We start from the raw sequence: 13,973 nt of genomic DNA, 5'->3' as shown, positions 1-13,973 counted from the left end.
ATGACGCTGAAATCTCTTGGAACAGCACAGAATAGCAGGAGACAAATGATGACCATTCCTTCCATCTTAGTTGTTGATGATGAGCCGGATAACTTTGATGTTATTGAAGCTTTTTTGAGCGATCGGGATTATCAACTCCACTATGCCTGGAATGGTCTAGAGGCGCTGAAATCTCTACATGTTTTCCAACCTGATGTGATTTTGTTGGATGTGATGATGCCCGAGCTAGATGGGATCACCACCTGCCAAAAAATTAAGGCGATGCCCGAATGGAAATCAGTGCCAATTATCATGGTCACTGCTCTCAGCGACAAAGAAGATCTGGCCCGTTGCATCCAAGCAGGAGCCGATGACTTTATCAGCAAGCCGGTTAACAGCACAGAACTGAGGGCACGAGTGCAATCGATGCTGCGCATTCGGCAGCAGTATCAAAGCATCCAAGAACTATCCCAATTACAAGAAAGAACGATCGATATTCTTCAGGGTAGTCTTGATGAGTTGCGAGGCAGTTTATCGATGAGTTTGCCTCACGAATTAAATACTCCTTTAAATGGAATTTTTGGTGTTCTGGGCATCCTCATTGAGGAACATGAGGACATGGATCATGAGGAAATCGCAGAGCTATTGCAACTGGCTAAAACCTCAACCATGCGCCTAGAGCGGGTTAGTCGCCGCTACCTTAACTATATTCAACTCGTCCGTGACAGTAGTCTGAAATTGGTCAGTAATTCAAGCATGGCGGCCAATGTCGCATCGACAACTTCCGAGATTGCGCTGGAAACCATTGACAGTGCGGAATGGATTGCCAACGCTTCAGCATCTCAGACTAACTCGGTCAAGCGATCGGCTGATTTGGTTTTGGATTTGGCTACTGCGCAACTGTCTATGTCGATCAAGCATTTACAAACCATTGTTGAAGAATTGCTGGACAACGCTATCAAGTTTTCCCAGGCAGGTACGCCGATTACGATTAAAACGGAGTCGATGGATTCTTGGTTGTACTTGTCCATTACGAATCAAGGGCGCGGCATGACCGAGCTGCAAATTGCCCAAATTGGAGCATTTATTCAATTTGAGCGCCGCAGTTATGAACAACAGGGACTTGGGCTGGGGTTGGCGATCGTTCAAAAATTGATCGATCGTTATGGTGGCTCGCTCCTGATCCAAAGTGTTGTGGATCAAGAAACCACGGTGACGGCAAAATTACCCCTCGCAGTTCAACCGCAAATGGCCATGGTTTAGGGTTGGTGCTTGTTCATGACTGGACAGTTAACTTTCCATGGCAGGCACGAGATCACAGGGACAATATGGGAAACAGGTTAAGATAGGGGAAATCTCTGCTTCCGTTGTCTTTCCCTCATTTATGATTACGCAGTCATGGCTTACAGTTCAGTTCTGGTAGTTGACGATGAGCCGGATAATTTCGATGTCATTGAATCGTTACTGAGCGATCGCCCTTACCAGTTACACTACGTTTCCAACGGCATTGATGCCCTTGAGTCCCTAGACCTCTTCCAACCGGATGTGATCCTGTTGGATGTGATGATGCCCGGGCTGGATGGGATTGAGGTTTGCGCTCGCATCAAAGCCATGCCCGATTGGCACACGGTTCCGATCGTCATTGTTACGGCGCTAACGGAAAAAAAAGACCTGGCCCGCTGTATGGCGGCTGGGGCCGATGACTTCATTACTAAGCCCATTAATGGCATTGAACTGCGAGCGCGCGTGCAGTCAATGTTGCGAATTAAACAAACCTATATTGATCTTGAACAGCAAGTCCAAACCCGCACCGCAGCGCTCCAAGCAAAGGCCGAGCGCGATCGGGTTTTATCAATTATTGCTACTCAGATTTGCGCGTCCTTTGATTTCAACGAAATTGTTGAAACCACGGTTCAAGAAGTGCAACAGCTCTTCCAGTGCCGTGCGGTTGCAATTTGGCAATTACAATCCTCTATTGCGGATCACAATAGCCAAGTAGCCACGGTGGTGGCCGCGGCCCAGGATCCGACCATGGCTCCGCTCTTGAAAGATCGTGACCAAATTCATCTGAGCCGCGTCAGACTGCAAGCCTATCAGCTTGAAAAAGGCAATGATGCCACGGTGCATTTTCAGGATTTGATGACCGATTGTCCTGAAAAATTTCCACGAACAGCTCACTGTCAACAGCTTGCCGTGCCCATCTTGCAAAATGAAAAGCTCTGGGGATTTTTAAGCGTCATTAACTGTCAAAGTTCAGAGCATTGGCCCACGGAAGAACAGGAATTCTTAAAACAGCTTTCAACACAATTGGCGATCGCCCTTCAACAGGCCCAGGCCTATCACCAATTGCAAACGGAGCTAAACGAACGACGACAAACGGAAGTGCGGCTGCGGGAGAGCGAACAGCGCTACATCAACCTGGCCAATGCAGTGCCCGTTGGAATTTTCCGCACGGATGCCAACCATCAATGTCTTTACGTGAATCAACGATGGTCGCAGATTACGGGTTACTCCACCCGCGCGGCCATGGGGATGGGTTGGCTAGATTATATTCACCCGGATGATCAGGTGAAATTCCAAGACGAATGGCAGCGATTTGTGAATGAACAGCGGCCTTTTCAGTTGGAATATCGCTTGCGCAGTGATTGTCACGAAGATCCTTGGGTTTTTGGGCAAGTGGTGGCGGAATACGATGCCCAAGATCAGGTGGTGGGCTATGTGGGCACGGTGACGGATATTAGCGCCCTGAAGCGAGCCGAAGCCCAAATTCTGCACAATGCCCTACATGATTTGTTGACGAATTTGCCGAATCGATCGCTCTTAACGGAACGCTTGGAGTTAGCTATTAACCGTTCAAAGCGGGTCAGCAGTTATCGCTATGCGGTGCTGTTTTTAGATCTAGATCAATTCAAGGTGATTAACGATAGTTTGGGGCACTTAATTGGCGATCGCCTGCTAGTGCAAATGGCCCAAAACCTCAAAAGCTATTTGCGCTTTAGCGACTTTCTCGCCCGAGTGGGGGGAGATGAGTTTGTCATTCTCTTAGAAGATTTGGAAAGCTTGGATGCGGCGGTGCGCATGGCGGAGGGCATTCTCAGCAGCTTTGAAAAGCCGATCGCCATTGATGATTATGAAATTGTGATTACTGCCAGCATTGGCATTGTGCTGGGCAGCGCCGACTACGATCACCCATCGGATCTGTTGCGGGATGCGGATATTGCGATGTACCGCGCCAAGTCGTCGGGGCGCAGCACCTACAAAATTTTTGGAGCAGAAATGCATCACCAGGCGATCAATCGTCTGACCTTGGAAACCGATTTGCGCAAGGCCCTAACCCAAGAAGAATTTCGGGTTTACTATCAACCGGTGATTAATTTAGCCAAAGGCCGATTGGTGGGCTTTGAGGCTTTGGCCCGTTGGCACCATGCAACGCGGGGCTGGATTTCTCCGGCAGAATTCATTCCCGTGGCGGAAGAAACGGGCGTGATTCAACAGCTCAGTCGGTGGATTTTGCGCCAGGCTTGCCAACAGTTGTTGCACTGGCAGCGATCTTTCCCGGAGTTTGCACCCCTGAAGATGAGTGTGAATCTTTCGGCGCAGGAGTTGCGAAAACCAACGATGGTTTCAGAAATCTTGCAAACGTTGGATGAGGTGGGTTTGGAGCCTCATTATCTGACGCTGGAAATTACGGAGAGTATGTTAATTGAAGATATTAATCAGACGATCGAGCTGTTGACGGAGTTAAAACGTCACCACATTCAAATCAGCATTGATGATTTCGGGACGGGGTACTCATCCTTAAGCTACTTGCACCGCTTGCCCGCTGACTATTTAAAAATCGACCGATCGTTTGTGGGGCAAATGGAAAAGGGAAACCGCAATTTCCAGGTGGTCAGCACGATCGTGGCCCTCAGTAATCAGTTGGGTTTGGATGTGGTGGCGGAGGGGGTGGAAACCCAACAGCAATTGCGGTGGCTGGAACAATTGGGCTGTGAACTTGGCCAGGGCTATTGGTTTGCCAAGCCGCTGCCACCGCAGGAAATTGAGAACCAGTTCTTCACCAAAGGTTTAAATCCCGGATTGATCGAAGAGGAGCGGCGAAGCGTGATCAATCAAAGCTTGGTGAGCCATGACCAGCCCCGATCGGGGCCCTGTCCCAGTTCGTCGATTTAAGGGATCGGGCGCAGGAATGGGGAATCAACGGTAGTCAGAAGCTGGGTGAAATAGCGGTTGGCAAATTTGGCAAATGCCGCTGTTCGCAAATTCCACCGCCAGACCCCTTAAGATGATAGGCGCTAACCGCCCGATCGCCCGTTGGCTGGCTGCGACCCTTGCGGGCGATCGGGTTGTGTCCTTGGTCCATTTCACGATTCACTATGCGCGTCTTCGTTCTGCTCTTCAACGCCCGCACCGAAAATGAAGGCATCTACAGCATTTGGCTGCGAGATGGGGAAGGTGTGGAACGTAACTGCGTCCTGATGTTTGAAGATGAGGACGATGCCACTCGCTATGCGGGCTTGCTGGAGGCCCAGGATTTTCCCCTGGCCACCGTGGAGCCGATCGAGGATGACGAAGTGCGGGAATTTTGCAAAGAAGCGGGCTACGAGTGCCAATTGGTGGCCCAAGGGGAATTGGCGATCCCGATGGAAACCAATCGATCGACCGATGAAATGAGCTGGCAGGTGGAGGGGGAAGCGCCTCCCACGGCCAATGAAGAGGATGCCGGATCCATGAGTGCCGCCGAGCTGGAGCGAATCCGACGGCGATTGGAGGGATTGCTCTAGAAATGCCTGCCCTCGATGTCCAATCAGGTGACATTCACTGTGATATTCACTGATATTCACTAGGGATTATGCAGCACCGTTGACCAGCGACTGAGCAACCCTTCAATTGCCTGGAGACAGCGCTCACTGTCCCAACCGGCGGCACAACTGGCCGCGATGGCCGCCCCGCCGGCCCCAACTCCTTCCTTCACAAATCCGGCTTCATAAGCTCGTAATTGCGTCCAAGTGGACTGGGCAAAATTCAGCAAGGTTGTGAGCAGGATCGGTTCCTCCTCCGGTGGGGCGATCGCCTTGGCCAGGCCAAGGGTGTCGCCGCTGGCATCGTAGGCCACCCAACGGGTCGTGCCAACGGCGATCGCCTCCGGTTTCCAGGGCAACTGTCGGCGTTGGGCGATCGCCCGGGCCAGGGCATAGACTGCCAACATTTGTGTTCCTCCCGCCAACAGCACACCGCTGGTTTGGCTGGCCGCAAGGGCCATGCCCGCCGCCACCGGTTGCATGGGGTCGCCCACCGCCGCCACCACGGCCAGCGGATCTTGGTCGAGGGATCCTTGCACGCATTGGCGATCGGGATGCCACTCGCCCAGACCCGATCGCCGCAAGCCCGTAAGAGCTAAGTCCAATTTCTGGGCATGGTTACAGAAAATATGGCTGCTGTTGACCCGGTTGGTGGCATCAATCCCCAGTCCCAACAAGACCGCCAGGGCTGTGCTAGTGCCGCCCACAACGCATTCAGAAATCAGCAAATAATCCGGCGGCAGGGGGTTGCCCTCGGTGGCGAGCTGTTGTCCCAAACGATAGCCCGCTGCAAAGAGCTGCTCCACCACGGCTCGATCGAGCGCATAGCCCGTGCTTAAACAGCGAGCCGGCAGTCCGCCCATGCGGATGTGGGGAATGGAGGGCAAATCCTGTAGCCCCGCATTAATCACACGCAATCGCCAATGGAGCGATTCCAAAATGGCCCGAGAAATCAAAACCGGTGAGGCTCCCCCAGCCAAGGGAGGGAGCGGATAGGCCGGATTGCCCCTGGGCCCATTCACCAAAAATTCCGCATCGGCCAGGGCCGTGTAGCGGCGATCGGCCGGAGTAGCCCCGGCCGCAGAGATGCCCGGAATCAGCCCCGTTTCCGTGAACCCCAACACACAGCTAAACAGCGGTTGTTGGCCACGTCGTGATTGCACCCAAGCCCGTGCTCGATCGCCCCCCGCCAAAATGTGCAACGACGGGGGCAGCATCGAGTCGCAGTTATCCGCTGGCAATTGATCGATCGACAATGGCTGAATATCCTGTGGCTGCATCATTGCCATAGCGCAGATCGCCTGATCAAGCGTTCCTAGTCTATCTCGAGTAAGGTTTGAACCCAGCGCGGCGGCGGTGGCAACCGCAGGCCCAACCGCTCAAAGACGGCCCAGGAGACCAAATGCACCGCGAACACATACACGGCTGCATTGACCAGGATCATCAAAACCGTTGCTCCTTGAACCGCTCCCAGTTCCGGCCGCCAAAGCAGGCCCAACCGGGTGGCTCCCCACTCCAGCAAACCGGTGACCTGGACGGTGACGTAAGTCCACAGATCATCCCCAAGCAGGGTGGAAACCAACGCAATTCGGAAAAACAGCCCCGTGGCGCTCAGGAGCGTTCCCAGGGCAATGGAACGTCCCCAACCTACGCCACGCCGCCATAGACAGCCTAGCAAGACCCCCAGAAGTCCATAGGGCATCACGTATTGGATGCTGCGAGGCGGGCCCATCAGCACCGATAGCAAGAGTCCGGACACAATGGCCGCCATCCAAGCCGATCGGGATCCCCATCGGAGATAAACCAAGGCGATCGGGAGGGAAAAAAAGACCCGGAGCGCCGGCCCAAGGGGGAAATAAAAATTGACTAACCAGATGAGGCTGGCGGCACTGGCTAAGAAGGCCGTTTCCACCAGGGCTAATGGGGCGATCGTGTCTGTGCGGGGAGGCTGAAGCGGGCGGTTCTCTGGCTCGGGGGGTAAATCGGCGGGCGATCGGGGAGGGGAAACAGTCATGGGCTGAATCGATTGATGAAGATTGGTGTGTGATCAAGTGGCCCTAGATCGCCCCGATCGGTTCCAAAGCTGCCGTGCTCGATCGCCCCCACACCAGGCCTAAATAGCGTCGCCAACGGGTTCCGGCCGAAGCATCGAGAGCATACCACCCGCTAGCCAAGCATTGAAATGGTGATTGGGCCGCCAGCGCTTGATAGTCCGGATCCGCCAGGGAGTTGGGGGCCCAGCATGGATGGGGTAACAGACCGGGCGGAATTTCCCCCGCCAGCAGTTGTTGAATCGATCGACGGCAGGTGCGGCCGTGGATGCCATCTTGCGCCAAGGCTTCCAAGAGTCGATCGAGCGGTTGAGGTTCCGGGGTCAAATGGCGCAACAGGGCCGCAAACAGAAAGTAGTCATCATAGGGCTTGGCCTCATCCCAGGGCGGACAGTCCACCATCCGACTCAACCCCATGGCCAATCGTCCGAGCGGTTGGGAGGAGGGTTCCCAATGGAGGGTGGCGCTGGGGCATTTTTGACGCAGGTAATCCTGAAGGGCCCCGGTGGGGTCACTCGATTGGGGAGCTTGGGCGATCGCGCCACGCAACAAAATCCGTTCTACCTTTTGGGGAGCAATGCCCGATTGGGCCGCCAAATGATTGAGGGCTGAATTTAGGGTCTCAATCCATTGGGGCCAACCATGCCATGGACCAGTTAAGCCGTGGGTTTGGCCCAGTTGTCGGCCAAAGTCCCGATCGAGCAAGGTGATTTGGGTTAGGTGAGCTTGGGTTAAGGGGGCTGGGGTGGGCGATGGGGTCAGGGGCAAAGGGCCCGGCAGCGCCAGATCAATCACCCAGCAGCAGCCCCAACCTTGCAGCCCATCCCAACCCAGGGCCGCCCCCAATCCTTCGGCCACCGTCATCACCCGTTGACCATGGGTGACCAAGCCAGCCTTCAGCACCAGTTCTCGGCTGTTGAACCGGAAGGCTTCTCCGGAGGGGACGGGATAGCCCACTACCACGTCCTCAACCGATCGCAGCACCTGGCTTGGCACAGGCTTTCCGGTGGCGGTGACCCAAGCGATCGCCGGATCCCGCAACCTTGCCAGGGACTCGGCTAGTGTCTCCAGCAATTGTGGCAAGGGTCGCAATTCACCGGCCCAGGTGACCAGGGGATGCGCTTGGCCCGTTTGGGGATTGCGGTAGGGCAAACCTGCATCCAACAGCAACCGAGATCCGCCAGATTCCGGTGACTGCCCATCCAACGAACTCCAGGGTTGAACGAAGGTTGCGCCACTGACTTGGACTTGACCGAGCAACCCAACCCGATCGGACTGGCGATCGCGCAGGGCCACTGCCCAGAGGCCGTCTCCTAAGCTGAGGCCCAAACACCAGCGCCCATCGGTCGATCGGCTCATTCCTTCTTGGTTTCGTCCAGGTCAGTATCCGCCAGCAGGGATTCCGCCAGCAGCGCATCCAGCTCTGGATCCAGTTCGCCCAAGGGGGAAACCGATGATTCACCAAATTCCGTCAAGGCCGCATCCAGCGCCGTTGGGTCAAAATCAGTCCCACCGGTCAGATCCAGGGCGATCGGATCCAAAGATCCATCCGTTGGCGCATTGGGCAGCTCAAAGGCCGCCATTCCCATGTCAAGGGCTTGATCCAGGCTGCTGATTTCCAAGGGATTCGCCGTCACATCATCCAGCGACAGCGGCTCACCCATGGCCTCATCAAAGGAAGGTAGATCCAAATCCAGCGGATCCAAACCGGCCAGCGGCTCCGCGTTGGCTGTGGCCCCGTCGCCAAAGTCGAGATCCTCAGCTTCAGCATTGAAATCTAGAAGGGAAGGGGCGATCGCCCCATCATCCGTGGCCTCCCCCATCTCCAACAGCAGGTTATCCATCTCCAGCGGTGCAGTGTCAGCTTCCGGGACGATCGGGGGCGTGGAATCTGCGGCCCAATCAAAATCATCTGCGCTGGCTTCTGCGGCCAGGTTGAGATCCGCGCCGAGATCCAGATCGGTAGCGAAGTCCGATTCATCCTCAGCGGCAAGTTCCGGCAGTTCCAAGCCTGAGTCATTGGCAAACTCCAGCAGCGGATCGTCATTGGCTTCACCAACCGCCGCCAACAAATCAGGATCCGCAGCGGTTTCCAGATTGGTCTCCAAGTCCGCCAAAGGGTTGAACTCAGTGGATCCCAAATCGGCCCCTAGACCCGGGTTGAAGTCAGCGCTGAAGTTTGGCTCTAAGCCCAAATCATCCCCCACCTCATCGCTCAGTCCCTCGATGCCGAATGCCGTCCCGGGATCGTCGCCCAAATCCTCGATCGGGGAATCCAGGTCATCGCCCAAGTCTAGGGACTCCAGGGATGTCGGTTGATCTTCGGCTTCAGCGGCCGTTGACGGTTGATCGCTGAACTCCACGAAATAGGCGGCAAGATCACTGGACTCCTCTGGTTCATCGGCATTGGAATCGCTGGCGTTGTCTAAGTCAGTCCATGCGTCAGTCATGAATTGACCTAACTCCACAGGAGCGCTGATGCTTGGATCGTTGGCGTTGCCTAGATCAGTCCATGCGTCAGTGGTCGCCGCCTCTGTGGCCAAGTCGTCTGTGGCCAAGGCCTCGGCGGTCAAATCCTGCTCAACAGCCGGTTCCGCCAAGGCCGCTTCCCAATCCACTTGCTCAGGGAGATTTAGGGCTGCGTCGGTTTCCAGTTCCGATAACTCCGCTGTGACCTTGGAATCTAGAGCATTGCCAAAGGCGCTGCTGATGTCACCGAAACTCAGGTCGTCGCGCAACCCTGCGATCGCCTCTAAACCGGCATCGAAGGGATCGCTCTGGGTTTGTTCATCGGCGGGCAAAGACAGATCCAAACCCAAGTCGCCCACAGCAGCCGACTCGGCTGGGAATGCCTCTGCAAATTCGTTCGGCAATGAGGCTTCCGACGAGTCCAGAGGATCGGAAGACCAGTCCAGATCTGGGGTTTCCAGGGCCTCAAGGGCTGTATCCCCGGAGCTGGCGATCGCAAAATCGGTTGCCTCTGAGGTCAAATCAATCGCGGAACCGATGGCCGCGTCAGTTGTGAAATCATTGGGTTCCTCGATCGCCTCATCCACCGGCAAATCCAAACCCGGCAGCAGATCATCGCCAAAGTCTGCGCCAAGATCAGACCCGGAACCGTCTTCCGGCAAGACCAAATCTTCCGGTAATGCCAAATCGCCTAAATCCGACCCTTCGAGGCCCGGCTCGATCGCCCCGTCGGATGCCAACTCGGGTTCCGGGGCTGGCTGGTTCGTTTCGCCGTCCCAGAAATCAAACGTTACTGCCTCTTCGGTTTCGCCGATCGGTTGTCCCTGGTCGGGGGGCAACAGGCTACCGATGGGGGCGGCCAAGAATTCCAGGTTCTCGAAACCTGGGGTGTTGAGTTCATCGGCCGGAGTGGATTGATCGAGATCCGCGCCCAAGTCTGTGCCCAAGGCCGCTTCCAGATCCGAACCTGGGTCGTCAGCCAGATCAGTGGCCAAGTCCAAATCCAAATCATTATTCAGATCATTCAGATCACCACCCAGATCACTCGCCCCATCGCCCTCCAGTTCGATCGCTCCCAGATCAGCGACTCCCAAGTCTGCCAAGTCGCCCGCGTCCGGGTCAGCCCCTAAGCCCAAGGGCAGCGATTCAACATTGCCGGATAGGTCGATCGCTCCGAGGTCGCTATCACTGGCCACATCTAGCGCGAGGTCAAGGCCAAGGTCATCATCCGCCGCGCCTCCCAGGAGATCTGCTGGGGCCGCCGATTCCGCCGCCAGCAGATCGGAAGGCTCATCTGACCAGGATCCTTCAAACCCGGGCGTTTCTTCTGCCACCAAGCTGGTGTCGGGTGTGCCGTCGAAGGCAGACATCAACTCTGGCTCTAGTTCGATCGCTGGGTCGATCGCTGGGTCAATGCCTGGGTCAAGATCCTGCGCGAACAGATCATCCTCGGGCTGATCGAGCAACGGTTCAGGCAGTTGATCAAAAGATTCCTCAAAAGATTCCTCAGGGGGTTGCTCAAGGGATTGGTCAAACTGATTGGGCGGATCAAAGGTGGCAATAGCTTCCGGCGTTGGCAATTCCAAATCACTGGGAGCGATCGAGCTTTCAATCGGCTGTTCCTCTTCCTCCACTTGCCAGAAGGAATCTTCGATGGACGGGGCGATCGACTCCAGATCATCACTGACCCCAGCATCACTGGGTTGCTGCCAAGCGGCCAGCTCCGCCCGCAAATCACCGCCCAAATCTTCCGACTCGGAAGCCAACTCAGCGGCCAGCGGCGGTAACTCCGGTTCCGAATCCAGCTCAAGACCAAGATCCAGCCCAGCACTGGGGTCAGGCTCGGAGGGGGCGGAATCTTCGGCATCGGGTTCCAGGGATGGAACTTCATTCCCCAAATCCCAAGCATCGGTCGGCTCAAGGGGCGAGCTACCCGCATCCGGGGCTTCCACCGCAATCTGATCCCACTGGCTCACGTCCTCGGCCAGGTCTGCATCACCCGTGAGTTCCGAGTCCAGCCAAGGCTCCGGCAAAACGCTATCGGCGGGGGCGACCGCTTCCAAATCCGGCTCCACCGACCAATTCTCAAGCCCTGCGAGGGGGCTAAATTCACTGGCGGCGGCCGCTTCGATCGCCTCCGGTGCAGCAGTTGGCTCCCCGATCGCCTCAAAATTCACCTCTGAAGAGAGGTCTGAAGGGAGGTCTAACCCCAGCGCCGGGCTTGGCTCATCCAGATCCAAACCGTCAGCCGTGGTGAACGAACCCCCACCGCCGCTAAAGCTGCTCAAATCTGCCGTGGCGGTGGATTCTGCTTGCCAAGGCAGATCCAAATTGGTGACCTCGCTGGTAGCATCCACCGCGTCGATGATGTCCGCCGGGGATTGGCCATCGGGCAAGGGGGGGCTGTCGCTGAGATCCGGCTCTGCGCCGTAATCCAGAGAGGGGGGCGGAGCGATCGCATCGAGGGCGATCGGCAGGTCTGCGGGCGGGAGGGCCGCTTCCGCTGAAGCGGCCACGCCCAGCAGGCCAACGCCGGCCACGGTGGCCCCTGTCACGGCGGCTAGAGGATCCCAATCGCCTGGGTCGGCATCATCTGAGGCTGAATCACCCGGGGCGGTGGTTTCCGGCTCCACGGGGTCATCAAACCGGAAGATGGCATCCACATCCGAAAAAATATCTTCCTCGGAGCCAATCCAGGTGGGATCGCTGGTGTCTAGATCGTCGCTGTCGGTTGGTGCGGGCGCTTCGGTGGCGATCGCCTCGTTCAGTTCGATTGCTGAATCTCCCGCCGCGATCGATTCTGTTGTCAAGGGCGGCAGATCCAGGGCATCAAAGTCAATGTCGCCAATGGTCTGATCATCAACGGCCTGATCGGCAATGGCTTGATCATCAATGGCCCCGAGATCGTCCGTGGCGGCGCTGTTGTCTTGATCGGGAGCCAGCAACGGATCCAGTTCAGCCCTGAAATCAGCTTCCGAATTGGGAAGATCCTCGATCGGGGCGATCGTGCTCAGATCTGCCGTGGGGTCATGGACTGTGGAATCGATCGCCAGGTCTAGATCCAAATCCAGCGCATCCGGTGCTTGACCAGCCTCGGCCGTTGTCAGCTCACTCCCCTGTTCAGCGGCCTCAGGTTCACCGAAACCCGAACTCCCCGCCCAATCCGATGCGTCATCGGTGGGTAAGTCATAGTTCAGATCCAAATCGAGGGGTGCTGCTTCCGTAGCGTCGGCGGGGTCTGCGGTGGCCGCAGCCGTGGCCGCGATCGCCCCACCTCCCAGGGCCGACAGGGCCAAACTGGTGGCGATTGCCGATGAACGTTCGTCGGCCGCGTTGGTCGCCTCGGAACGTCCCTCGATCGCGGCTTCGTCGGCCGGCAAATCGCGGCCCAGGGCCGAAGCCAAACGACTGAGCCAGTGATCAAGCACCGCTTCACTTTCTTCGCCCAGCACATGCATCCGCTCCAGGGCCGCATTCAGGGCCTCTTCGTAGCGCTGCGAATTGGATTGCAGGGTGCTGGTGATGGCGTTGAGGGTTGTTTGCAAATGCTCCAGAATGCTGCTGGCGGAGCTGTCCAGTTCCGTGAGGTCTTGGGAGCTAGGGGCCGCTTCCTTACGAGCCACGAGCTGCGAAACTTGGTCGGTGATGCTGGTTTGCAGGCGATCGCGCACTTGTTGCAAAAAGTCGCCGATGATCTGCTCTTGGTTCGCCTGCTGCTGGGCCAGGGATTGGTAATACTGGCGCTGATTTTCCAGTTGGGCAATTTCTTCGCTCAGAATTTGGCGCTGTTGACGCAGAGACTCCAAATCTGACTGGATTGGGGCGATCGCCCCTTGGCGCAGTTGGTCAATCTCCTGCTGCATCGATCGCAACAGTCCTTGGGCCAAGGCTTGCACGGTGGTGGTGGCCGGTGGTTCCGTTTGCAAGTCCGGCGCGAGCGCATCCCAAGACTGCTGAACCCACAGGGCCTCATCGATCGCTACCTCACCGGCATCCGTGGTCGGAGTCGCCAATTGGGTTAAACGACTTCGCACCTGCTCGATTAAGGCTCGGGGCGCTTGAACCTGCGTTGTATCGTTACCAGCCGCAGCAAGAGCCGCGTCTAGGTCGGCCAAAAGGCTTTTAATTTCCAAGTCTTGATCGAGCGTCACGACGACAAACCCTTACCCAAACGTTTTGGTTACAGCGCTGTTGACATCTTCTCCACCCCTGATGGGCGGCGATTCCCGAGCCTCGCGAGTCGGGTTCCTGCTTCTTTTCGTTACGGCTTCTCTAAATCATGGCTGCGACTCGCCAGCAAATGCGGCAATCAGGAGGCTTCCTGCTTTATTGCGGCGAAGTCAGCTTCATCCGCTCAATCACCGTTGATTAACCCTTACGTTCTAACAGCTACAACCCCAGACATCAACCAACGCGCCGGTCAGCCGCTGGCTTTGTCCCTTTTGGGTCTTGTTCAATATCCCTGGGCGCGGGTGCGATCACCCTGCCCATTGACGAGCGATCGCGCTGGGTCGCTTGAAGGGGAGATAGACCGTTGATTAACCCCAAAGAGGGCCAGAGAATCACGATGGCCCCAAAGAAGGGCATGGTCACCGCCAGGCGCGGTTGTCCTTGCGCTCAATTCACGCCTACTTTGCTGGTGGTTTTGCGATTTTTTAACTATCTTTAACAA

The 13,973-nt window shown here is 56.4% G+C and carries 8 protein-coding genes; 3 read left to right on the top strand and 5 right to left on the bottom strand.

Features of this window, described 5'->3' with window-relative positions; all coding sequences use genetic code 11:
- Together H6G53_RS08575 and H6G53_RS08570 are read left to right on the top strand one after the other, a co-directional pair.
- Positions 1-1,242, top strand: a complete 1,242-nt coding sequence (locus tag H6G53_RS08575; protein ID WP_242030777.1) for a response regulator — start codon at positions 1-3, stop codon at positions 1,240-1,242.
- Positions 1,243-1,377: 135 nt separating this feature from the next.
- Positions 1,378-4,152: an EAL domain-containing protein gene (locus H6G53_RS08570; RefSeq protein ID WP_190532010.1), complete on the top strand. Its 2,775-nt coding sequence runs from the start codon at positions 1,378-1,380 to the stop codon at positions 4,150-4,152.
- A gap of 24 nt (positions 4,153-4,176) precedes the next feature.
- On the opposite strand, the gene H6G53_RS08565 is transcribed toward H6G53_RS08570, so the two are convergent.
- Positions 4,177-4,347 carry a hypothetical protein gene (locus H6G53_RS08565; protein WP_190532008.1) on the bottom strand — a complete coding sequence of 57 codons (171 nt, stop codon included), beginning with the start codon at positions 4,345-4,347 and terminating at the stop codon, positions 4,177-4,179.
- An 8-nt stretch (positions 4,348-4,355) separates the two neighbouring features.
- Here H6G53_RS08565 and H6G53_RS08560 point away from each other — a divergent pair, with 8 nt between their 5' ends.
- On the top strand, positions 4,356-4,763 hold the full coding sequence (locus H6G53_RS08560; protein WP_099532308.1) for a DUF3110 domain-containing protein: 408 nt from the start codon (positions 4,356-4,358) through the stop codon (positions 4,761-4,763).
- Between the two features lie 59 nt (positions 4,764-4,822).
- Here H6G53_RS08560 and cobT read toward each other — a convergent pair whose 3' ends face one another.
- From cobT to H6G53_RS08540, 4 genes are all read right to left on the bottom strand, one after another.
- Positions 4,823-5,998: a nicotinate mononucleotide-dependent phosphoribosyltransferase CobT gene (gene cobT, locus H6G53_RS08555; protein WP_099532318.1), complete on the bottom strand. Its 1,176-nt coding sequence runs from the start codon at positions 5,996-5,998 to the stop codon at positions 4,823-4,825.
- A 98-nt stretch (positions 5,999-6,096) separates the two neighbouring features.
- The gene (locus H6G53_RS08550) at positions 6,097-6,795 is read right to left on the bottom strand and encodes a DUF2232 domain-containing protein (protein WP_190527139.1); all 699 of its coding nucleotides are present in this window, start codon (positions 6,793-6,795) and stop codon (positions 6,097-6,099) included.
- Between the two features lie 43 nt (positions 6,796-6,838).
- Entirely contained in the window at positions 6,839-8,191 is a 1,353-nt protein-coding gene (locus H6G53_RS08545) for a hypothetical protein (RefSeq protein WP_190532006.1), read from the bottom strand.
- A complete protein-coding gene (locus tag H6G53_RS08540; RefSeq protein WP_190532004.1) occupies positions 8,188-13,452 on the bottom strand; it encodes a hypothetical protein in 5,265 nt (1,754 codons plus the stop codon). Before H6G53_RS08540 ends, H6G53_RS08545 begins: the two co-directional genes overlap by 4 nt.
- Between the last annotated feature and the right edge of the window lie 521 nt (positions 13,453-13,973).

The organism is Limnothrix sp. FACHB-406 (assembly GCF_014698235.1).
Taxonomy (GTDB): domain Bacteria; phylum Cyanobacteriota; class Cyanobacteriia; order CACIAM-69d; family CACIAM-69d; genus CACIAM-69d.
This window is presented reverse-complemented; position numbering and strand designations above follow the sequence as displayed.

Coding starts and splice junctions, on each gene's coding strand:
- H6G53_RS08575 (WP_242030777.1), top strand. CDS start 1: ATGACGCTGAAATCTCTTGGAACAGCACAGAATAGCAGGAGACAAATG.
- H6G53_RS08570 (WP_190532010.1), top strand. CDS start 1,378: ATGGCTTACAGTTCAGTTCTGGTAGTTGACGATGAGCCGGATAATTTC.
- H6G53_RS08560 (WP_099532308.1), top strand. CDS start 4,356: ATGCGCGTCTTCGTTCTGCTCTTCAACGCCCGCACCGAAAATGAAGGC.
- cobT (WP_099532318.1), bottom strand. CDS start 5,998: ATGCTGCCCCCGTCGTTGCACATTTTGGCGGGGGGCGATCGAGCACGG.
- H6G53_RS08550 (WP_190527139.1), bottom strand. CDS start 6,795: ATGACTGTTTCCCCTCCCCGATCGCCCGCCGATTTACCCCCCGAGCCA.
- H6G53_RS08545 (WP_190532006.1), bottom strand. CDS start 8,191: ATGAGCCGATCGACCGATGGGCGCTGGTGTTTGGGCCTCAGCTTAGGA.